Genomic DNA, 21,648 nt, shown 5'->3' with positions numbered 1-21,648 from the left:
AAAAATTTGCCAATCTGGTGAACAGTGTTAATTATATAATATATGGTCAAAAAAATACGAATCGGCTACCTGCTGACTCTCATTCTGACAACCACTTCGCTGCTCAGTTCTGCCCAGACGGCAGAAATCCCTTCGGCCATTCTGAACGCTTACATTCAGGAAGGCTTACAAAGCAACCTCGCGCTGAAACAGGAATCCCTGGAAATCAGCCGGGTAACGGAATCGATTACCCAGGCAAAAGCCCTCTTTTATCCCCGGCTGACGTTTAACCCGACGTATTCGCTGGCGGCTGGCGGTCGGCGGTTGCAATTTCCGGTCGGCGATTTGCTCAATCCGGTGTATGCCACGCTCAATCAGCTCGCCGGTTCCGACCGCTTTCCCACCAACATTCCGAACGTCAACGAACTGCTGGCTCCCAACAATTTCCACGACACCAAGCTCAGCGTTCAGTACGCGGTTTTCAATACCGACATTCAATATAATTACCTGATTCAGAAAGATTTACTTTCCGCCCAGGAAGCCCGCAAGCGCGTAGTCGAAAACGAATTGCGGTATACCATCGCTACGGCGTACTACCAGTATTTACAAACACTCGACGCGTTCCGGATCTACGACAACAACCGCGCGGTGTTGCGCGAACTGGGACGGCTGAACGAAAAGCTGGTCGCCAATAATGTGGCCACCAAGGACGTCGTGACCTCGACCCGCTACGAAATCAGCAAGATCGATCAGCAACTTGCCATTGCCGATAAAAACCGCCAGAGCGCCAAAGCCTATTTCAATTTTCTGCTCAACCGCGATCTGACCGCCGACATTCAGGTCGATTCCCTGCTGACCAGAATCTTGCCACCGGCCCCTCCCGCGCTGGGTGAGTTGCAGCAAACCGCCCTGCAAAGCCGCCAGGAATTGAAGCAATTGGGTGGCTCACTCCGGGCTTCGCAAAATGCCATTAAAATGAACGAAGCGTCACTCAAATTACCAAACGTATACGTTGGCGGGAATGCTGGTTTTCAGGGCTTTGGCTACACCTTCAGTAATCAGGCGTATGTGGTTGGGCAGGTGGGCCTGTCCTGGGATTTATTCAAAGGGTACGAAAAACGCTCGAAAGTACAGCAGGCCAAAATCCAGACCGAACTCGTGCAAACGAAGCTAACCGAAGTTGAGAAACAGATTCAGTTGCAGGTCTTGCAGGCGTATTATGAACTGGATGCGGCCAACGAAAGTCTGAATGCCACCCAAACCGGACTTGCCAATGCCGAGCAAACTTTCCGGCTTGTCGATAGCAAATACCGCAACGGCCAGGCGCTGCTGGTGGAATACCTGCGGTTCCAGAACGACCGGCTAACGGCTCAGATTCAGCAGGTTCTGACGCGCTATGATGTCTTGTTAAAACGGGCCGCGCTGGATCGCGTGACGGCCATTCAGTAACACCCGCTTTACCTTCCTATGCGTCATTTACACGATTAACTGCACTGATTATAAACTAATTATTCCAATGAAAGTCATTCAGTATTTTCTAATCATGCTTCTGGCGGGCGGGCTGTGGGCCTGCGGCACCAAAGCCGAAGAAAGCCAGGAAAAAAAACCGACGGCACAAACCGACGATACGGCCATACCGGTCAAATTAACCAAAGTTGAATCGGTGGTTCGCTCAGAACCGGTGGTGGCATCGGGGCTGGTGTCGTCGTCGGAAGAAGCCAAACTGTCGTTCAAAATTGGCGGTATTATTCAAAAAACGTACGTCGATGAAGGCCAGACCGTCCGAAAAGGGCAACTGCTGGCAACGCTCAACCTGACGGAAATCAACGCCCAGGTGAGCCAGGCGCAGTTTTCGAACGAAAAAGCCGAACGCGACCTCAACCGCGTCAAAGCCTTGTATGCCGACACAGCCGCTACCCTCGAACAGTTGCAGAATGCCACGACGGGCCACGAAGTTGCCAAACAGAACCTGACCATCGCGCAGTTCAACCAGAACTATGCCCAAATCCGGTCGACGGTGGATGGTACGGTGACGCGGAAACTGATGAATGAAGGCGAATTTGCGTCGGCGGGTGGGGCGGTTTTCATGATCTCGTCGACCCGGAAAAACGACTGGATCGTGCGAGTGGGCGTGGCCGACAAGGACTGGGCGCGGCTGAAAGTGGGCAACCGCGCCACCATCACGCTGGAAGCCTATCCAGACCAGACGTTTGTGGGCACCGTGAGTGAACTGGCCCAGGCCGCCGATCCACAAAACAAGCTCTACGACGTGGAGATCCGCATCAACCCCGGCGCGGTCAAGTTTGCACCCGGTTTATTTGCCAAAGTGAGCCTGCAACCCGCCCAGAGCCGCAGTTACGCGCTGGTTCCGATTGAAGCCATCGTGGAAGGAAATGGCAAAGACGGTTTCGTTTTTGTGTTGACTGAGGACCAGAAGCGTGTCCGCAAAATACCGGTGCAGATCGGCTTCATCGACAACGACAAAGTCCTGCTAACGAACGGCTTATCGGGAATATCAAATGTGGTAACGGCCGGTTCAGCCTATCTGACCGAAACGTCAACCGTCGTTCTCCAATAACCCCTCTGATCAACTCTGATTTCCTCTGATCAACTCTGTGTAACAGCAAAATTATTACACAGAGTTGATCAGAGATCATCGGAGGTTATCGGAGAAAACACTTCCACTATGAACTTATCCGAATTTTCCGTCAAAAACTGGCAGTTCATGCTGGTGCTGTTCATCGCCGTGGTGGCGTTGGGCGTCAACTCGCTGTTCAACATGCCCCGGGGCGAAGACCCCGAATTTACGGCTCCCTCCTTTGCCGTGGTGATCGTGTATCCCGGCACCGACGCGCAGGATATGGAAGAACTGGTGGTCGATCCGGCCGAAGCGCGTTTCAACTCCCTGGACGACATCAGCCACGTCATCACCACCATCGACGACGGTCTGGCGGTTTTGCGGGTGGAGTATGACTACAGCGTCGATCCGGATGAGAAATACCAGGAGATGGTGCGCGAAGTCAATGCGCTCCGGGCGCAACTGCCAACGGACATTTTCAACATCGAAATCCGCAAATTTTCACCAACCGACGTCAGTATCGTTCAGGTGGCTTTGCAGTCGGAAGTGGCATCCAACAAAGAGCTGGGCGACTATGCCGACGCGCTGAAAGAACGGCTGGAAAAAGTCAAAAGTCTGAAAGGCGTCGAAGACTGGGGCTACCCGGCCAGCACCGTCCGCATTTCGCTGAACATTGAGCGGATGGCGCAGGAAGGCATTGCGGTGAATCGGCTGATTGGCGCGTTGCAGGCCGAAAACCTGAACATTCCGGGCGGCAGCATTCAGGCCGGTACGCGGAAATTCAACGTCAAAACCAGCGGGGATTACCAGTCCCTCGATGAAATCAAAAATACCGTGGTTTCGACCAACGGGCAAAAAATCATTTACCTCCGCGACATTGCCGACGTGGATTTCAATTACGAAGACGAAACCCACATCACCCGCCTGAACGGACACCGGGCGGTTTTGGTGACGGCCGGTCAGAAACTGGGCGAAAACATTGCCAAAGTGGGGGAGCAATTGAACCCGGTCATCGAGGATTTCGCGAAAACCCTGCCGCCCCACATCAAGCTCGTCAAAAACTTCGACCAGGCCGCCAGCGTGAACGCCCGGCTGAGCCGGTTTGCCAAAGATTTCGGCATCGCCATTTTGCTGGTTGCCCTAACGCTGCTACCGCTTGGCATCCGGGCAGCCATCGTCGTCATGATTTCGATTCCGCTTTCGTTGTCCATCGGCCTTTCGCTGCTGAACATGTTCGGCTTCAGCATCAACCAGTTAAGCATTGTCGGATTGATCGTCGCGCTGGGCATTCTGGTCGATGATTCGATTGTGGTGGTCGAGAACATCGAGCGGTATCTGCGCGACGGTTTTTCCCGACGGGAAGCCGCGATCAAGGCAACCAAACAGATTACGCTGGCCGTCATTGGCTGTACGGTTACGTTGATTCTGGCTTTTCTGCCACTCATGTTTTTGCCCGAAGCATCCGGCGATTTCATCCGTTCGCTACCCACCGCCGTGGTTACCACCATCTTGGCATCGCTACTGGTTTCGCTGACCATCGTTCCGTTTCTCTCCAGCCGGATTTTGAAAGAAGAACACAATCCGGAAGGCAACATTTTCATGCGGGCCTTGAAAAAACTCATCAGCGGATCCTACAGCCGCCTGTTGCACACGGCCTTGCGTCATCCGGTTATCACGCTGCTGGGCGCGCTGGCGATTTTTGGTGGTGCTCTGTCGCTGGTTCCGAAAGTTGGTTTCGCGCTGTTTCCGGCGTCCGAAAAACCGCAATTTCTGATTAACATCGAAACGCCCGAAGGCACCAGTTTGCAGGAAACCAACCGCGTGGCCCGCTACGTCGAGAGCCAGTTGGGGAACGAACCGGACGTCAAGTATTTCACAACCAACGTCGGCAAGGGCAATCCGCGGATTTATTACAACATCATTCAGCGGAACGAGGCTACCAATTTCTCCCAGTTTTTTGTTCAACTGCACGATATGCCGCCGGTTCAAAAACGCCAGTTGATTGACAAGCTGCGGGAGAAATTCAAGTTCTACGCCAATGCCAAAATTGAGGTTAAGGACTTTGAGCAGGGCCCCGACCAGGAAGCGCCGGTGGCCATCCGGGTGTTTGGCGAAAACCTGGATACGCTCCGAACCGTGGCCGCCGATGTGGAGAAAGTACTAAAAACCACGCCCGGTTTAATTTACATCAACAATCCGCTGGCAACCCGTAAAACTGACCTGCGTGTCAAAATCAATAAGGAGAAAGCCGGGATGCTGGGCATGTCTGTGGCCGACATCAATCGCACCATCCGGCTGGCCATTGCGGGCTTGAATGTGGGCGTGTTCAAAGACGAAGCGGGAGACGATTTCTTGATCAACGTCACGTTGCCCAAAGGAAAGGTGGCGGATTTGCGGGTTCTCGATAACCTCTATGTCAATACGCTAACGGGTGGCTCGGTCCCCTTGCGCCAGATTGCCGACCTGCAATTCGAGACCTCGACCAACCAGATCCGGCACTACGACAAGGACCGTTACGTCACGGTTACCGGTTTCGTCAAGAGCGGTTATCTGGTCGATAACGTCTACAATGAAGTCATTAAAAAGCTCGACGCGCTGAAGTTTCCCAGCGATTTTCGCTACAAAGCCGCCGGTGAACTGGAGAGCCGGGAAAAATCATTCGGTGGTTTGGGAACGATCATTCTGATTACGGTTTTCGGTTTTCTGGCGGTGTTGATTCTGGAATTCGGCACGTTCAAAAGTACGCTGATTGTACTGTCGGTGATTCCTCTGGGCATCATTGGGGCCATTGCGGCCCTGCTGTTGTCGGGCAATCCGTTCTCGTTTGTGGCCGTCATCGGTTTGATTGCACTGATCGGTATTGAGGTCAAAAATTCCATTCTGCTGGTCGATTTCACCAACCAACTCCGGGAACAGGGAATGCCGCTGATCGAAGCCATTGAGCAGGCCGGTGAGATCCGCTTCGTGCCGATTGTGCTGACCTCGCTCACGGCCATTGGCGGTCTGATTCCGCTGGCCATCGAGGGAAATCCGCTTTATTCGCCCCTGGCTTTGGTGCTGATTGGCGGGTTAATTAGCTCAACCCTTCTCTCGCGGATTGTGACACCGGTATTATACAAATTGTTACCGCCCCGGGTCGATTTAAAATTACCCGCGGTTGCAGCAGAGCCAGAATTAATTTAATAATTAACCAACCAGAAAAAGAAGTAACATTTCTGTTTTAATATAGCAAAAAGGCAAATAAGGTAAACATTAAGTTACCTTATTTGCCTTTTTGCTATTAAAAGCGGAATTTTAAATTGTTTTTGAAAGAATTTTTGCGAGAATTATGAAAATATTTTTGCGACTTTATTGCAGTTCACGGATCATTTACTAATCTTTGTTATAGCCAATTGGATTTATCAGAAAAATAAAGACTATCACCAGTAGTGATAGTCTTTACGACCTTTGTAGTTATTACTTTAAACACCTTGATTAAAAAAAATGAGGCTGTCATATTTTATTTAATCTAAGTGGAGCAAATATACACATCACTCATTTATTTAGAGTTGCTAAAAAGCAATTGTTTCTTATCAGGCAAGTTTTTTTGAGCTGGTTTATTCCAGCAAACCGGTTTTTATTTTCTGTCCCCTCACTCGGCTCAGGGTAAACCGGGATAGCCCCAGGTAAGAAGCAATATGCTTCAGGGGCATTCTCGCGCAGATTGTCGGGTATTGTTTACAAAAATGATAATAGCGTTCTTCAGCGTTCAGCATCCTCAGAGACCGGATTCGCTCGTCAAAAATAACAAGGTATTTTTCACAAATAATCCTTCCGATCACGTTCGTAACCGGATATTTATAATACAGGCGCTGTAAATCGGGATACGACAAAAAAAGAAGTTCCGAATCTTCCATTAATTCGATCGTCTCTGAGGATGGAATTTGGTTTAAAAAACTTGAAATCGACAACACCATGTCGCCCTCAGCCGCAACGCCGGATGTTACTTCTTTTCCATCTAAGTAATAATATCTTCGCACCAGTCCTTTACCGACGTAAAATAGTTTATCGGCCGTTTTCCCGATCGACACCAGATGCGTTCCCTTCGGAAATTTTTTCACCAGTAGGTATTGCCGGATAAAGCGTATTATTTCGTCATTTATCGGGCAGGCTTCCAGTAAAGACGCAATAAATCGGTCGTAGAGTTCTTCTTTCATGGAGCCAGGAAGTAACAGTAAAAACATCACTCGTTGGAGAAGTAGACGTAAGTACGGGAATGAAGTCACACGTTTCTTAAGAAAAAATGGCTCATATTCTAGAATTATTGAGTATTCGGTCATATAAATATTCATCTGAAATTAAACGGTAACAATTCTCTGCTCCTTTTTCAGCAAGACACGAAACAAGGCTCCAGAATTTACGTTAACTAGAAAATCAAATTACCCACTGCATGTTCCTTTTTTTTGCACTCCGGTTCCTGGTATTTCATTCTTTTTCAGCGGAAACGAAACTGGTGGTCGATGTTCAGAATATCAGACAACATACCGGACAAATCCGGGTCGGCCTCTACAAACCCTGCTCCGACTTCCCGACCGGCTGCAAACCCCTGATCAGTCATCTGGTTGACGTGACCGGAAACACCGCCCGCATCACGTTTAGCGTGAAACCCGGCGACTATGCCGTTGCCCTTTTCCACGATGTAAACGGCAATGGCCAGTTGGATAAAAAGATGTTTGGCATCCCGAAAGAGCCGTATGGGTTTAGCAACAATTTCCGCCCCACCCTGTCAGGACCCGCATTTGACGACTGCCGGGTGCGTGTCGAAGAGTCGGAAAAAAAGATTTCAATAAAATTAATCTGAGTTCGGAAGATTTTTTTAGTAACTTTACCCGGCAAATAACCTATCGTGTTTATTTGCTATGAGCTTAGACTCCTCGAAATTCCTCTACGAAGCGCTTACTTACGACGACGTTCTTCTTTTGCCTGCTTTTTCGGAGGTTCTCCCCCGCGATACACAGACAACTACCCAACTTACCCGCAACATCCGGCTGAACATTCCGCTCATTTCGGCGGCCATGGACACCGTTACGGAATCGGACCTCGCCATTGCGATGGCGCAGGAAGGCGGCATCGGGATCATTCACAAAAACATGAGCATCGAGCTGCAGGCGGAGCAGGTTCGGAAAGTAAAACGCTCGGAAAGTGGCATGATTATCGACCCGATCACGCTCATGGAAGGGGCCACGCTCGCCGATGCCCACCAGATTATGCGTGAATTCAAAATCGGTGGCATTCCCGTCGTCGATGCGTCCAATAAACTCATCGGGATCCTGACCAACCGTGATCTGCGCTTCCAAACGGAGCTGTCGAAGCCCGTTACGGATATTATGACCCGGGAAACCCTGATTACGGCCCGGGAAAAAATCACGCTCGAAGAAGCCGAAAGCATTCTGCAACAGTACAAGATCGAGAAATTGCCGATCATCGACGATCAGAACCACCTCGTCGGCCTGATTACCTACAAGGATATTCTGAAAAAGAAAAGCCACCCCAATGCCTGCAAAGACGAACTGGGACGGTTGCGCGTGGGAGCAGCCGTAGGCGTCACGCACGATCTGATCAAGCGCATCGAGGCCCTGGTAAAAGCGGGTGTGGATGTCATCAGTGTCGATACGGCGCACGGTCATTCACAGGGCGTTATCGACGCGGTCCGGGGCATCAAAGAACGGTTTCCGAAACTGGAAGTGATTGCGGGCAATGTGGCTACGGGCGCGGGTGCCAAAGCGCTGGCCGATGCCGGTGCCGATGCCGTTAAAGTGGGCGTTGGGCCGGGGAGTATCTGCACGACCCGGATTATTGCCGGTATCGGAATGCCACAGTTGACGGCGGTTTATGAATCGGCGAAAGCGTTGAAAGGCACCGGCGTTCCGGTGATTGCCGATGGCGGTATTCGCTTTTCGGGTGATATTACGAAGGCCATTGCGGGTGGTGCCTACACCGTCATGGTGGGTTCGCTGCTGGCCGGCACCGAAGAGGCTCCGGGCGAAGTGGTGCTGTACGAAGGACGCCGGTTTAAAACCTACCGCGGCATGGGTTCCGTTGAAGCCATGGAAGAAGGGTCGAAAGACCGGTATTTTCAGGATGCCGAAGACGACATCAAGAAGCTCGTGCCGGAAGGCATCGTGGGTCGGGTTCCCATCAAAGGCCGGGTGGCCGAAATCATCTACCAACTGGTGGGTGGTTTGAAAGCCGGTATGGGCTACTGCGGAGCGAAAGACATCGAAACCCTGCAGGATGCCAAGTTCGTCAAAATCACGTCGGCCGGGGTTCGTGAAAGCCACCCGCACGACATTCAGATTCAGAAAGAAGCACCAAATTATTCATCCCGGTAAGCATTGCCCCTATGGACACCGAGTCTGTAGGGGCTTTTTTTGAAATACTCTCCCGCAGTTTTTCAAGGCCGACAATAAAAACCGGGTTCGCCCGTTATGAGAAAACAATCCCAGACGATCTACGAAGTCACGATTCTGTATATTGGCTCCCTCAATGCGCTCCGCCAGCGCGAACCTTTCATCGTTTTCTTCTCCAATCTTAAAAAAGCCGTTGAAACCATCATTGGTCAATTAGCCCTGAATGGCTGGCCGATCAAGGTGAATTATACCGCCGTTTACCGCAGCCTGAAGCAACGCGGCAGTTATCAGTGTGATTTCGACGTGGCCGGAGCCAAAGTATTCCGCATCCGCATTGTACCCCAGACCCTGAATCCGGTGTTGACAACCATGGGGATTGACGAAAAACCGGCTGAACCCACGCGCAAAAAGTAGTGCTGATCACAGCCAAGACACCTGTATCAGGCGAATAGAAAGGATAATCTGACCCTAAATTAGTGAATGACGGGTCGGCTTTCGTTCCGGGCAAAAAACCGTCTGTGGTGCCGTTAAGCTACTTTATACGTTAATAGAGTCGCTTTTCCGAAAACTCCCGGTTCATCGCAATGAAACTGATTCAGAAATTGTTACTATTCTATGGCGCAAACCCCTAATTTTGCATTACGTATTGAAACATTCGTTTAATAGACATTTAGAATGATTAACCTCATAACCAAGAGCATTACGAAACTCTTCGGTACCAAGTCGGATCGGGACATGCGCGACCTGCTCCCGTATGTCGACAAGGTGAACGCCGAGTTTCAGAAATTACAGTCTTTATCCAACGACGAACTCCGGAATGTGACCACTGAGCTGAAGCAGATCATCGCGCAGCGGTTGCAGCCTATCGATACCCAGCTAGCCGATCTTCATCAGCAGGTTACAGACCAGCCCGACCTGGACGTCGATGCAAAACAACGCATCTTCAACCAGGTCGACAAGCTGGAAACCGACCGGAACAAGGAACTGGAAGTGGTGCTGCTCGATATTCTCCCACAAGCGTTTGCCGTTGTGAAAGAAACCGCCAAGCGGTTGAAAGAAAACGAACAACTGGAAGTAACGGCCACGGAGTTCGACCGTGAATTTGCTACCCGCAAAAAACACATTACCATTCAGGGCGACAAAGCCTACTGGGCCAATAGCTGGGATGCGGCCGGAACGCTCGTGAAGTGGGACATGGTTCACTACGATGTGCAGATCATCGGGGGGACGGTTTTGCACCAGGGAAAAATTTCGGAAATGGCTACGGGGGAAGGAAAAACGCTGGTCGCTACCTTCCCGGCTTATCTGAACGCCCTCGCCGGACGCGGGGTACACATCGTAACGGTCAACGATTACTTGGCTAAACGTGACTCCGAGTGGATGGCGCCCCTGTTCGAATTCCACGGCATGCGCGTCGATTGCATCGATAAACACCAACCCAATTCCTTCTCGCGGAAACAAGCCTATCTGGCTGATATTACGTACGGTACCAACAACGAATTTGGCTTCGATTACCTGCGCGACAACATGGCACGCGGTACCGACGAACTGGTTCAGCGCAAGCACCACTACGCGATGGTCGATGAGGTCGATTCGGTGTTGATCGATGATGCCCGGACGCCGTTGATTATTTCCGGCCCGGTGCCGCGCGGTGACGAACAGGATTTTGCCGAACTGAAACCGCGCGTGGCCCGCGTGGCCGAGGTGCAGCGGAAACTGGTGCAGGACTTTTTGAACGAAGCGAAGAAGAAAATTGCCGCCGGTGACGAAAAAGAAGGCGGTCTGGCCCTCTTCCGCGCCCACCGGGGTCTGCCCAAATACAAACCGCTGATCAAATACCTCAGCGAAACCGGTATCAAGGCGGTTTTGCAGAAAACCGAATCGATTTACCTGGCTGAAAACCAGAAATTGATGCCCGAAGCGGATAAACCGTTGTATTTCACGATCGACGAACGGCACAACAGCATCGACCTGACGGAGAAAGGTATCGATTATATCACCGGTTCCGGCGAAGATCCCAACTTCTTCATCCTGCCCGACTTGTCGATTGACATCAACAACATCGAGAAAAGTACGGAACTGGATGAGAAGGAAAAGATTCTCCATAAAGAAGCGCTGATTCGCGATTATTCGGTCAAAACCCAGCGGATCAATACCGTCAACCAGTTGCTGAAAGCATACAGTCTGTTTGAAATCAACGTCGATTACGTCATCATGGATGGCAAAATCAAGATTGTCGATGAGCAGACGGGCCGGATCATGGAAGGACGGCGGTGGTCGGACGGTTTACACCAGGCCGTTGAAGCCAAGGAAGGTGTAAAAGTAGAAGACGCTACCCAGACCTACGCGACGGTTACGCTCCAGAATTACTTCCGGATGTATCACAAGCTGGCCGGGATGACCGGTACGGCCGAAACCGAAGCGTCGGAATTCTGGACGATCTACAAACTGGACGTGGTGGTGATTCCGACGAACCGGAACATCGTTCGGAAAGATGAAGAAGATAAAGTCTACCGTTCGGTTCGGGAAAAATACAACGCGGTGGTCGATGAGATCGTCGCACTCGTTGAAAAAGGCCGCCCGGTGCTGGTCGGTACGACCTCGGTTGAAAACTCGGAGTTGTTAAGCCGGATGCTGTCGCTGCGCAAAATTGCGCACCAGGTTCTGAACGCCAAGCAACACCAGCGGGAAGCCGAAATCGTGGCCGAAGCCGGAAAACCGGGAACCGTAACGATTGCCACCAACATGGCCGGTCGGGGAACGGATATCAAGCTGACGCCGGAGTCTCGCGCGGCAGGCGGTTTGGCCATCGTCGGTACGGAACGGCACGAATCCCGGCGCGTCGACCGCCAGTTGCGCGGTCGTTCAGGTCGTCAGGGCGATCCCGGAACCACGCAGTTCTTTGTGTCGCTGGAAGACAGCCTGATGCGGCTTTTCGGCTCCGACCGGATTGCCAAGGTGATGGACCGGATGGGTCTGGAAGAAGGTGAAGTGATTCAACACTCGATGATTACGAAGTCCATCGAACGGGCGCAGAAGAAAGTTGAAGAAAACAACTTCGGGATTCGGAAGCGGTTGCTGGAATACGATGACGTGATGAACTACCAACGCGAGGCCATTTACAAACGCCGTCGGAACGCCCTGTTTGGCGACCGGCTGGCGCTGGACATTGCCAACACGATGTATGACGTCTGCGAAGATCTGGCCAACAACACCGAAGGCAACTACGACGAACTGGCCCTGCAAACACTGACGGCACTCGGTTTTGAGATCAGCATGAGCCGCGAAGAGTTCAGCCGGCTGAAACCGAAGGACTTGGCGCAGAAGCTATACGAAGAAGCCGACAAGCATTACCACGAAAAAAACAACGCCATTCGGCAGAAAGCGCAGCCGGTTCTGCAATCCATTCTGGCCGAGCGGGGTGCCACCATTCAGGACATTGTGGTGCCGTTCTCCGACGGTCTGCGCGAACTGACGGTGGTCAACAACCTCCGCCGAACCGTTGAAACGGAAGGTCGCGAGCTGATCACGGAAATGGAAAAAGCGGTTTCGCTGTCCATCATCGATCAGGAATGGAAAGAACACCTGCGCGAAATGGACGACCTGAAGCAGTCGGTACAGAACGCGGTTTTTGAACAGAAAGACCCGTTGCTGGTCTACAAATTTGAGTCGGTCGAGCTGTTCAAGCGGTTTTTGAGCAAGGTCAATTTCGACACGATCAGTTTCCTGACGAAAACCGACATTCCGGGTCAGGAAGCCGAAGAGGTACAGCAGGAAGTTCGGCAGGCGCCCAAAAACCCGCGTCCGGAACCGCAGCCGGAACTGCACACCAACAAAGAAGAGCACGAAGAACCCGTAGCCGGAGGGCCGGAAGAATACGCCCGCAAGATGGCAACGGCGGAGAAACAGGCACCGGTTCGAGCCGTAAAAATTGCCAACCGCAACGAGAAAGTGAGCGTTCAGTACATGGACGGCACCATCAAGCGGGATGTCAAATACAAGGTAGTCGAAAACGACGTGCAAAGCGGCCGGGCGGTTTTGATTGAGTAAACGTTTACGGTTTTGAGTTTACGGTTTTCAGTGGCTGACGCATTCATAAACGTGCGTCAGCCACTGAAAACCGTAAACTGAGAACTGAATACCGTAAATCTGAAAACCATGTTAGCCCAGCCAAAACCGTATTGCACACCGGAAAACTATCTTGAACTTGAACGCAAAGCCGCGTACAAGAGCGAATATTTCAAAGGTGAGATATTTGCGATGGCAGGTGCATCCCGCAATCACAATCGGATTAAGGAAAATCTGTCGATTGGAATAGGTTCCTATTTGAAAGGAAAACGCTGTCAGAGTTTTTCATCCGACATGCGGCTTCACATTCCTTCGAACTCACTGTATACGTATCCTGATCTGGTCATTGTCTGTGGAGAACCGGAACTGCTGGATTCTACATTTGATACGCTGCTGAACCCCACCATTCTGGTTGAAGTTTTGTCGGAAAGCACGAAGGACTACGACCGGGGCGGAAAATTCATGCTTTACCGCAATATTCCCACTTTTCAGGAATACATTCTGGTGGATTCCGAACAGATTCGGGTAGAAGCCTGGTATAAACCGGAAAAAGGCTTCTGGACGTTGCGGAAGGAAACCGGCGAGGTCGATGACTCTCTGACGATTCAGACACTCGATTTGACACTCCCACTGCGGGACATTTACGAACAAACCGTTGGCTTGCTGAGTTAAGAATACCGCCGGATGGACGCTTTTCAGACCCAAATTCGTGTAGTTACAATAAACTTTTAAAATATTTTACAAAACCAATAAAGAAAGAAAGATTTTGTAGTATTGTTCCAATTTTCAATACTACGCTTTCCCGGAAATACTTAATTTTCGGTGTGGAATCGCTAAAGTTGATTCCCTTCTTTACTTTCGTATGATGTATATTCATGCAGTTAGTCATTACTTTCCCAGCGAAGTAGTTGGCAACGAACACTTTACCCGGCTCAATGGATTATCGAGCGAGTGGATTACCGAACGTACCGGCATTCGGGAACGTCGCAAAGCGGCACCCGACGAGAATACAAACACGATGGCCCTGGAAGCCGTCCGGCGGCTGTTCGACCAAACGGCGATTGACCCTTCTCAAATAGACCTCATTGTAGGTGCGACTTATACGCCATACGATACCATCGTCACCCTGGCTCACGTTGTCCAGCACAATCTGGGAGTTCCCGATATTCCGGTTATTTCGGTATCGACGGCCTGCTCCTCGCTGATCAACGCCGTTGAGGTTGTTGAGGGTTATTTTGCAATGAATAAAGCGACGCTGGCCGTGGTGGTGGTTTCGGAACACAATACGGCTTACAACAACGAAACGGATACCGTATCGGGGCATTTGTGGGGCGATGGTGCAGCCGCTTTGTTGATCTCGAAAGAACGAATCAGCGACGAGGATATGACAATCCACACCATCATTACGGGCGGAGCAGCCACCAGCGGCAAAGCAACGACCGGCGTGATGCTGAAACCGCTCGAACAGGGCGTCCTGATGCCCCACGGTCGTGACGTCTTCATCAATGCCTGCCTGTATATGCCCAAAGTCAGTTTGCAGGTGCTGGAGAAACACAACCTGACCATCGACGATGTGGATTACCTGATTCCGCATCAGGCCAATCTTCGCATTAGCCTGAACGTCATCAATACCCTGAAACTCCCCGAAACAAAGCTGCTTTCCAACATTCAGAAACTGGGCAATACCGGCTGTGCGGGTTGCGCCATCGCGCTATCCGAAAACCGGTCCCTATTCAAAAAAGGGCAAAACATTGTGCTGACCGTCTTCGGAGGAGGCTACTCGTTCGGCGCCATGCTGGTGGAAGTGTAGTAAGGGGAATGATAAATTTTAAATGATGAATATTAAATATAAAAGTGCTGGCTTGGCGATTCCTTTTACATTTAACATTCATCATTTAAAATTTATCATTCCTTCCCCTCTCCTAATTCGCCGTTGAAGACGAGGGAGCCGAGGTGTTTTTCCAGGTATTGTTCTGTGGATTAATATCCGGCAGTTGCTCATCGGGGTCAATGGTCACCGAGCGGATGGGAGACGTGGTCGGTTGTTTGAAACTCCAGGTACCACCGCGCTGCCAGATTTCGACCGGTAGATTGACCCGTGTTTTCTTGCCGCCCACTTCTTCTACTTCAATAATAACCGGCATAGCCCACTTTTCCAGGTTTTCGATGGTGATTACCGAGCCTTTCTGCGGGTCCTGCTCCACATACCGAACGTCTTTCACCGACTGATCCAGCTTCCAGTTTTCGTAAAAATACCCGCGCCAGAACCAGCCCAAATCTTCCCCGGACGCATCCTCCATGGTTCGGAAAAAATCATAGGGTGTCGGGTGCTTGAAGGCCCAGCGGTGTACGTAGGTTTTAAAGGCATAATCGAAACGCTTCGGCCCCAGCACCACATCGCGCAGCAGTTTCAGGCCCATCCCCGGTTTATAATAGCCCATAATGCCCAGACTCATCGGTTGCAGTACATCGGGCGTGGTCATAATCGGCTCGTCGATGTTGAACAAGGCTGGTGCAATGTCGTGCATCGTTCCTTTCGGGCGGTTATATTCTCCCTTGTTGAATTTTTCAGTGGAGAGCATATTGATGAAGGTATCGAATCCTTCGTCCATCCAGGCAAACTTCCGCTCGTTGTTGCCCACGATCATCGGAAACCAGTTATGCCCGAATTCATGGTCGGTAACGCCCCAGAGGGCATCTTTCCGGTCGCGCCGGTCGCAGAAAATAATACCGGGATACTCCATTCCGCCCACAATACCGGCAACGTTGGTGGCCACCGGATATGAGTACTCAAAGAGGTAATCCGAATAAAACTCAATACTGCCTTTGACGTATTCCGTCGAACGGTTCCAGGAATCGTCAGTGGCGCTTTCAACGGGGTAAACCGACATAGCCAGGGCTTTTTTTCCACTCGGCAGATTGATCCGGGCAGCATCCCACACAAACGCCTTTGAGGTTGCCCAAGCCACATCCCGGGCGTTCTGGCAGCGGAACCGCCACGTCAGGCGACCCGTTTGCTTCGGCCGGCTTTGCGGGTCGTTCACCTCGTCTTTCGACCGCAACAAGACGGTTTTGTCACTGTTCCGGGCCTGCGTCATTCGTCGCTGCTGATCGGACGTCAACACTTCCTGCGCGTTCAGCAACTCGCCGGAACCGACCACGATGTGGTTCCATGGCACGTCGATGGCGTATTCGTAATCTCCGTATTCTAGGTAAAACTCCCCGGCCCCGAGGTAGGGCAGCACATTCCAGCCTTCGATGTCGTCATACACGCACATCCGCGGATACCACTGCGCCATTTCGTAAATCAACCCATTCCGGGTCGGCTGCGTACCCATGCGGTCGGAACCATAGGCCGGAATTTTGAAGGAATACTCAATTTTGATTTTCACCACATCGCCACCGGGTTTCAGCGGTTCGGCCAGCCGAACCTGCATCCGCGTGTCGGTAATCAGATAATCGACGGTTTTGGTTTTTCCCTGATCGATCGTGACGGACTGAATGGCATACCCGCCGGAGAAGCCGGCATTTCCGTAGCGACCACCGCGCAAGGGCGTCGTTTTGGCGGCCCGGGACGTGTCCGAAAACGCGTTCTGATCGAGCTGAAGCCAGAGGAACGGCAGCGCTTCAGGACTGTTGTTTTTGTAGGTAATTTCGACTTCGCCACTCAGAACGTTCTTCTCATCGTCCAGACGAACGTTGATTTTATAATCGGCCCGGTTTTGCCAGTAGCGCGGACCGGGCGCTCCACTCCCGGCGCGGTAATCGTTTCCGGGCTGCATGTTGAATAGCGGATGAAAGAGTTCGTGGGCGTCGTAAGTTGAATTTGTCTTCGACTGGGCATAGACTTCTCCAATCGAAATCAGGATGCCAATAAAAAGAAGGAGTTTGTTCATGAAGTTGATTCGAATGTGTTCCCGGCTTTCGCAGTAACACGGGGTAATAGATGGTAACGAAACGAGTGCCACAATCCTGTTGCGCTTTCCGATATTAATTCTCCAACAAGGCCGAAACCGTCGGTGGTTTCGACAGCAATTCCGGGCGAACCAGCAAATAACTGCCCGGCTCCGGGGCTTCCAGACGAACAAACTGATTGGCATCCTCTCCTGACATGAAGGCGGCAAAACCGCGATCGCCGTCAAAATACGCTTGCATATCTTTTGTCATCAGGATGAAATTGACGTTCTTCTCGTTTAAAAACTGTCCAAAGTCGGTATTAGGTTGGTACGATTCTACCGGAACCCAGCGCGGTTTCTGTTCCTGGCTATACAGAAACACCCGATACCAGTCCCGTTCCAGCGTTGATACCGGCCCATTCATCGAAAGCGCCTGAATAAACCGGATGTTGTCAGCCACCGGCGTAGGGCGGAGTTCTTCCTGCTGCCGGACAGTCTGGTAAATCACCCAGATCATCATCAGGCTCGCCAGACTTCCCATCCAGACCGATGACTGAACGATGCGTAATTTGAGGTATCCGAATAGAAAAGCAACGATGATAATCAAGCCGAAGGCGTGGAAATACAGGTAATGATTTCGCGGAAAAACCAGCACCACGGATGCTATCGAAGGGAAAAGCAAAATAAAAAGAGCCAGTTCCTTGCTGTTCAGCCGGATGGATTTGGTAGCCAGTCGCCGGAACGTGCCCGACAAATCGAGCAGACCGAATACAACAATCACCAGCAAACCCAACAACCACCATTTCCGGTAGGGCGAGTTCAGGTTCATCAAGGGTGTTTTGAAAAACAAACCGTTCAAAATTCGGAACTCCGCGGTCGCCGTGTTGACAACATTCGTCCATAAATGCCTCAGAACCAAGTCGGGATGGACAAAAAAAGCCGCACTCATCGACTTGACATCACGCCCGAACACATTGGCAACCAACTTGAACTGATCCGGAATCGGAATGTCGATGGGCCGGTTATTCCAGGTGTTGTAATTGATGCTGAAGTGCTGAACGAACGCGTCGAAACTGCGGTTAGTACCTTCCTGGCTCTGCCCCAAAGGATTACCAAACAGCAATCGCATGGCGATTACCAGCACAGCGAAGCTCAACAGGCCGGAAAAAGAATTCAGGGTCAGCTCCCGGCTGCGGTATTTCCGGGGAAAATACGTTTCAATGGCCACGACAACCGCGGTCATCATGGAAATATAAAACTCCGGCCGAACATAGGAACATACGAGAGCTGTTAGGGCAGTAATCAGCAATACATTCCTCGTCGACCACTCCCAGGCCTGCACCACACACAAGCCTCCCATAATCAGACAGAGCGTAAAAGCCGAAATACGGGGATCAAGCTGTACATTCAGGGCTGAAAACTGAAAGCAGAGCGCACAGAAAAGACTGACGATAAATCCCGACTTCCGCAGGTAAAGATACAAAAACAGCAAGGACCCGGTCATGAGGATCAACAACCGCCAGTTGAGGTAAAACAAGACCAGGGTGTCATTGGTAAACGCCTGCAGGGCCTTCAGCCAGGCCGCATAAAAGGATCCCCACTGCGCCAGATAGGGCGCAGGCGGAAAGGTGTAGGTCAGGCTGGAAGCCAGGTAAGTCATTTCGTCGCCGAAGGTTACATCATACCGCAACGGCAGGTCGTAGGTAAGCGCCAGACCGGAACCAATCATCAGGAAAATCCCCGTCAACGGCCACAGGAATCGATTTTTCATGACTTCATCGCTAAAGCTTCGTAGAGTATTTCGGCCGGATGTTTGGCCTTGCGCCCCGTTCCATCCTTGATCTGGTGGCGGCAACTGGTTCCGGCTGCGGCAATGATGACCTCCTCTGCTTGCTGACGAACTGTTGGAAACAAGACCAGTTCTCCGATTTTCATCGATACGTCGTAATGCTCCGCTTCGTAACCGAACGCCCCGGCCATGCCGCAACAGCCCGACGGAATCAGGTGTACGGTATAATTCTCGGGCAGCGACAGCATTTTCTTCGACGGTACCAGCGACGATACCGCTTTCTGCTGACAGTGTCCGTGCAGTTTGATCAACCGTTTTTCAGTCGTAAACGCACTTTTCGAAATAGCGCCCTTGTCGATTTCGCGGGCAATAAACTCCTCAAAAGTCAGCACACTTTCGGCAATCCGCCGGGCATCGGCCACCATCGACTCATCGACCAGATCCGGGTATTCATCCCGAAACGTCAGAATTGCCGACGGTTCGATCCCCACCAAGGGGGTTTCAATCGTAATCAACGCCTTCAGCAGCTCAACGTTCTTTTCGGCCAGCCGCTTAGCCTGCCGCAACAAGCCTTTCGACAGAGCCGCCCGTCCGCTTTCGCCGTGTTCGGGAATGACCACCTCATAGCCCAGTTTTTTCAACAGCAAAACCGCTTTTTTGCCTACTTCTACATCGTTGTAGTTCGTAAATTCATCGCAGAAAAGGTAAACCCGTCCAGCGGTTCCGGCGCCTTTTTCACTGCCTTTCGCCCACTTCCGCAACGTTGTGCTGTGCAACAGCGGCATCGTCCGGTCGGGGTGGAACCCGATCACCCGATTGGCCACCCGCCGAAGCGATTCGGTGCCCAGCACCGCGTTATACGCCCACGGCACCAGCGATGCCAGCCCCGACAAACTCGCAAAATTGGCAATCAGCCGGCTGCGCACCGGCACGCCGTTGGCATCGTGGTAATGCTGGAGAAACTCCATTTTCAGTTTGGCCACATCCACATTCGACGGACATTCGGCCTTGCAGCCTTTACAGGCCAGACAGAGGTCATACACCTCTTTAATCTCTTCGTTGTCGAAGCGGTTTTCTTTCGGCGACAGCGTCAGCATTTCCCGCAGGATATTAGCCCGCGCCCGGGTGGTTTCCTTTTCGTTGCGGGTTGCCATGTAGCTCGGACACATCGTTCCGCCCGAGATTTCGGTTTTACGGCAATCGCCGGAGCCGTTGCACTGTTCGGCGTGTTGCAGAATGGTCTGATCCTGAAACCGGAAAAATGTCTTGAAATCCGGGGTTTGTTGCCCGGCTTCATACCGCAGGAACGTATCCATCGGGGGTGTTTCCACGATTTTGCCGGGATTGAAAATACCGTACGGGTCCCAGGCCTGCTTGAGTTCCCGCATCAGCTCGTAGTTTTTCGGCCCCACCATGAGCGGAATAAACTCGCCCCGGAGTCGTCCGTCGCCGTGTTCGCCCGAGAGCGAGCCGTCGTATTTTTTCACCAGCCGGGCAATTTCTTCGGCAATCATCCGGTATTGCCGGTGACCTTCTTCGGTTTTGAGGTTGATGATGGGGCGCAGGTGAATTTCGCCCGAACCGGCGTGGGCGTAATGCACCGCCGACATACTGTGTTTGGTTAGAATCTCGTTGAAATCACGGATGTAGTCGGGCAGATCGTGTACGTCGATGGCCGTATCTTCGATCACGGCAACGGCTTTGGCATCGCCCGGCAGGTTCGCCAGCAACCCCAGCCCCGCCTTCCGCAAGGTCCAGATTTTTTTACCATCCTCGCCGTACAATACCGGGAAATGATAGCCTAAACCGGCTGCCCGCATTTCCGCTTCCATTTCGACCGCGCGCTGCGCAATCTCTTCCCGATTGGTCGCACCCAGTTCCACCACCAGAATGGCGCCCGGATCGCCCTGAACGAAGAAGCGGTTTTTGCGTTGCTCGATGTTGTCTTTCGTACACTCCAGAATGTAATGATCGATCAGTTCGACGGCGCGGGGCTGGTATTTGAGCGCAATCAGATTAGCCCGCAACGACTCATCTACGTTGTTGAAATGCACGCACACCAGTCCCAGTTCTTTGGGAGGCAGCGGCACCACATTCAGCTTGATTTCGGTCAGAAAGCAAAGGGTTCCTTCCGAACCGGCAATGAGTTTGCAGAAGTTGAACGGCTCGGTACCTTCTGTAAAGGGGGCCGTTTCCAGCAGTTCGTCCAGCGCATAACCCGTGTTTCGCCGTTCGATGCTGCGTTTGGGAAACTGCCGCCGGATTTCGGACTGGTTGTCCGGATTCGCCAGGATTTCGTTGGTTTTCAGGTAAATTTTATCCAGCAGCGACGCACTGCCATTTTTGTGCCTACCCGCGTCGATCTGCTGGGCAAACGCAGCGGTTTCCAAAGCGCCAAATTCGGCTTCGCTCCCATCGGCCAGCAGCGCTTTGACGGACAGGACATGCTCCCGCGTCGAGCGATACACAACCGAGTTGGAGCCACAGGAATTATTCCCGACCATGCCCCCGATCATCGCCCGGTTGGCCGTCGAGGTTTCCGGTCCGAAAAACAGGCCATACGGTTTTAGAAAGAAATTCAATTCATCGCGAACCACGCCCGGCTGCACGCGCACCCAGCGTTCCTGCTCGTTGATTTCGAGGATTTTAGTAAAGTTTTTGGAAACATCGACGATAATTCCGTTGCCGACCACCTGCCCGGCCAGCGAGGTACCGGCCGTACGCGGAATGAGCGAGGTACGGTTTTCACGGGCAAACGCAATCAGCGTTTTCAGGTCATCGATCGACTTTGGAATGGCGACCGCCAGCGGCATTTCGCGGTAGGCCGACGCATCGGTTGCATATAACGTCCGTTGGGTGGAATCGGTGTAAAATTCACCATCTAACTGGGCAGAAAGTTGTTGTAGCGTCTCCTGATTGACCATAAGAGTCTTCGTCCAGGACCGGATC

13 protein-coding genes are annotated in these 21,648 nt (G+C 51.8%); 9 read left to right on the top strand and 4 right to left on the bottom strand.

The window, feature by feature from the left end; all coding sequences use genetic code 11:
- Positions 1–42 precede the first annotated feature (42 nt).
- The 3 genes from ACS5NO_RS01645 to ACS5NO_RS01635 all read left to right on the top strand — a co-directional run bounded on the left by ACS5NO_RS01645 (position 43) and on the right by ACS5NO_RS01635 (position 5,740).
- Positions 43–1,428, top strand: coding sequence for a TolC family protein (locus ACS5NO_RS01645; RefSeq protein WP_439413541.1), 1,386 nt, complete (start codon positions 43–45; stop codon positions 1,426–1,428).
- Positions 1,429–1,495: 67 nt separating this feature from the next.
- Positions 1,496–2,557, top strand: a complete 1,062-nt coding sequence (locus ACS5NO_RS01640) for an efflux RND transporter periplasmic adaptor subunit (RefSeq protein ID WP_439413540.1) — start codon at positions 1,496–1,498, stop codon at positions 2,555–2,557.
- Positions 2,558–2,665: 108 nt separating this feature from the next.
- On the top strand, positions 2,666–5,740 hold the full coding sequence (locus ACS5NO_RS01635) for an efflux RND transporter permease subunit (protein ID WP_439413539.1): 3,075 nt from the start codon (positions 2,666–2,668) through the stop codon (positions 5,738–5,740).
- A 413-nt stretch (positions 5,741–6,153) separates the two neighbouring features.
- On the opposite strand, the gene ACS5NO_RS01630 is transcribed toward ACS5NO_RS01635, so the two are convergent.
- Positions 6,154–6,822, bottom strand: coding sequence for a Crp/Fnr family transcriptional regulator (locus ACS5NO_RS01630; protein ID WP_439413538.1), 669 nt, complete (start codon positions 6,820–6,822; stop codon positions 6,154–6,156).
- A 164-nt stretch (positions 6,823–6,986) separates the two neighbouring features.
- Here ACS5NO_RS01630 and ACS5NO_RS01625 point away from each other — a divergent pair, with 164 nt between their 5' ends.
- The 6 genes from ACS5NO_RS01625 to ACS5NO_RS01600 all read left to right on the top strand — a co-directional run bounded on the left by ACS5NO_RS01625 (position 6,987) and on the right by ACS5NO_RS01600 (position 14,824).
- Complete coding sequence (locus ACS5NO_RS01625) at positions 6,987–7,397, top strand: DUF2141 domain-containing protein (RefSeq protein WP_439413537.1); 411 nt, start codon at positions 6,987–6,989, stop codon at positions 7,395–7,397.
- Between the two features lie 58 nt (positions 7,398–7,455).
- Positions 7,456–8,928 (top strand): IMP dehydrogenase, encoded by a 1,473-nt coding sequence (gene guaB, locus ACS5NO_RS01620; protein ID WP_439413536.1) that lies wholly within the window; start codon positions 7,456–7,458, stop codon positions 8,926–8,928.
- A gap of 96 nt (positions 8,929–9,024) precedes the next feature.
- Positions 9,025–9,360 carry a hypothetical protein gene (locus ACS5NO_RS01615; RefSeq protein WP_114409958.1) on the top strand — a complete coding sequence of 112 codons (336 nt, stop codon included), beginning with the start codon at positions 9,025–9,027 and terminating at the stop codon, positions 9,358–9,360.
- A gap of 261 nt (positions 9,361–9,621) precedes the next feature.
- The gene (gene secA / locus ACS5NO_RS01610) at positions 9,622–12,996 is read left to right on the top strand and encodes a preprotein translocase subunit SecA (RefSeq protein WP_439413535.1); all 3,375 of its coding nucleotides are present in this window, start codon (positions 9,622–9,624) and stop codon (positions 12,994–12,996) included.
- 108 nt (positions 12,997–13,104) lie between these two features.
- A complete protein-coding gene (locus ACS5NO_RS01605) occupies positions 13,105–13,686 on the top strand; it encodes a Uma2 family endonuclease (protein ID WP_439413534.1) in 582 nt (193 codons plus the stop codon).
- A gap of 193 nt (positions 13,687–13,879) precedes the next feature.
- Positions 13,880–14,824: a 3-oxoacyl-ACP synthase III family protein gene (locus tag ACS5NO_RS01600; RefSeq protein ID WP_114409961.1), complete on the top strand. Its 945-nt coding sequence runs from the start codon at positions 13,880–13,882 to the stop codon at positions 14,822–14,824.
- A gap of 112 nt (positions 14,825–14,936) precedes the next feature.
- On the opposite strand, the gene ACS5NO_RS01595 is transcribed toward ACS5NO_RS01600, so the two are convergent.
- The 3 genes from ACS5NO_RS01595 to ACS5NO_RS01585 form a co-directional block, all read right to left on the bottom strand.
- Positions 14,937–16,910 (bottom strand): M1 family metallopeptidase, encoded by a 1,974-nt coding sequence (locus tag ACS5NO_RS01595; protein WP_439413533.1) that lies wholly within the window; start codon positions 16,908–16,910, stop codon positions 14,937–14,939.
- Positions 16,911–17,004: 94 nt separating this feature from the next.
- A complete protein-coding gene (locus tag ACS5NO_RS01590) occupies positions 17,005–18,681 on the bottom strand; it encodes a hypothetical protein (protein ID WP_114409963.1) in 1,677 nt (558 codons plus the stop codon).
- Entirely contained in the window at positions 18,678–21,623 is a 2,946-nt protein-coding gene (locus ACS5NO_RS01585) for an FAD-binding and (Fe-S)-binding domain-containing protein (protein WP_439413532.1), read from the bottom strand. Before ACS5NO_RS01585 ends, ACS5NO_RS01590 begins: the two co-directional genes overlap by 4 nt.
- Positions 21,624–21,648: the final 25 nt, after the last annotated feature.

Source organism: Larkinella fluvii (genome assembly GCF_051857545.1).
Lineage (GTDB): Bacteria > Bacteroidota > Bacteroidia > Cytophagales > Spirosomataceae > Larkinella.
The sequence above is the reverse complement of the archived record's forward strand: the minus strand, read 5'-3'. Positions and strand labels throughout refer to the sequence as shown.

Bases quoted from the DNA above. Each gene is read 5' to 3' on its own strand.
- ACS5NO_RS01645 (WP_439413541.1), top strand. From the start codon at position 43: ATGGTCAAAAAAATACGAATCGGCTACCTGCTGACTCTCATTCTGACA.
- ACS5NO_RS01640 (WP_439413540.1), top strand. From the start codon at position 1,496: ATGAAAGTCATTCAGTATTTTCTAATCATGCTTCTGGCGGGCGGGCTG.
- ACS5NO_RS01635 (WP_439413539.1), top strand. From the start codon at position 2,666: ATGAACTTATCCGAATTTTCCGTCAAAAACTGGCAGTTCATGCTGGTG.
- ACS5NO_RS01625 (WP_439413537.1), top strand. From the start codon at position 6,987: ATGTTCCTTTTTTTTGCACTCCGGTTCCTGGTATTTCATTCTTTTTCA.
- guaB (WP_439413536.1), top strand. From the start codon at position 7,456: ATGAGCTTAGACTCCTCGAAATTCCTCTACGAAGCGCTTACTTACGAC.
- ACS5NO_RS01615 (WP_114409958.1), top strand. From the start codon at position 9,025: ATGAGAAAACAATCCCAGACGATCTACGAAGTCACGATTCTGTATATT.
- secA (WP_439413535.1), top strand. From the start codon at position 9,622: ATGATTAACCTCATAACCAAGAGCATTACGAAACTCTTCGGTACCAAG.
- ACS5NO_RS01605 (WP_439413534.1), top strand. From the start codon at position 13,105: ATGTTAGCCCAGCCAAAACCGTATTGCACACCGGAAAACTATCTTGAA.
- ACS5NO_RS01600 (WP_114409961.1), top strand. From the start codon at position 13,880: ATGTATATTCATGCAGTTAGTCATTACTTTCCCAGCGAAGTAGTTGGC.
- ACS5NO_RS01595 (WP_439413533.1), bottom strand. From the start codon at position 16,910: ATGAACAAACTCCTTCTTTTTATTGGCATCCTGATTTCGATTGGAGAA.
- ACS5NO_RS01590 (WP_114409963.1), bottom strand. From the start codon at position 18,681: ATGAAAAATCGATTCCTGTGGCCGTTGACGGGGATTTTCCTGATGATT.
- ACS5NO_RS01585 (WP_439413532.1), bottom strand. From the start codon at position 21,623: ATGGTCAATCAGGAGACGCTACAACAACTTTCTGCCCAGTTAGATGGT.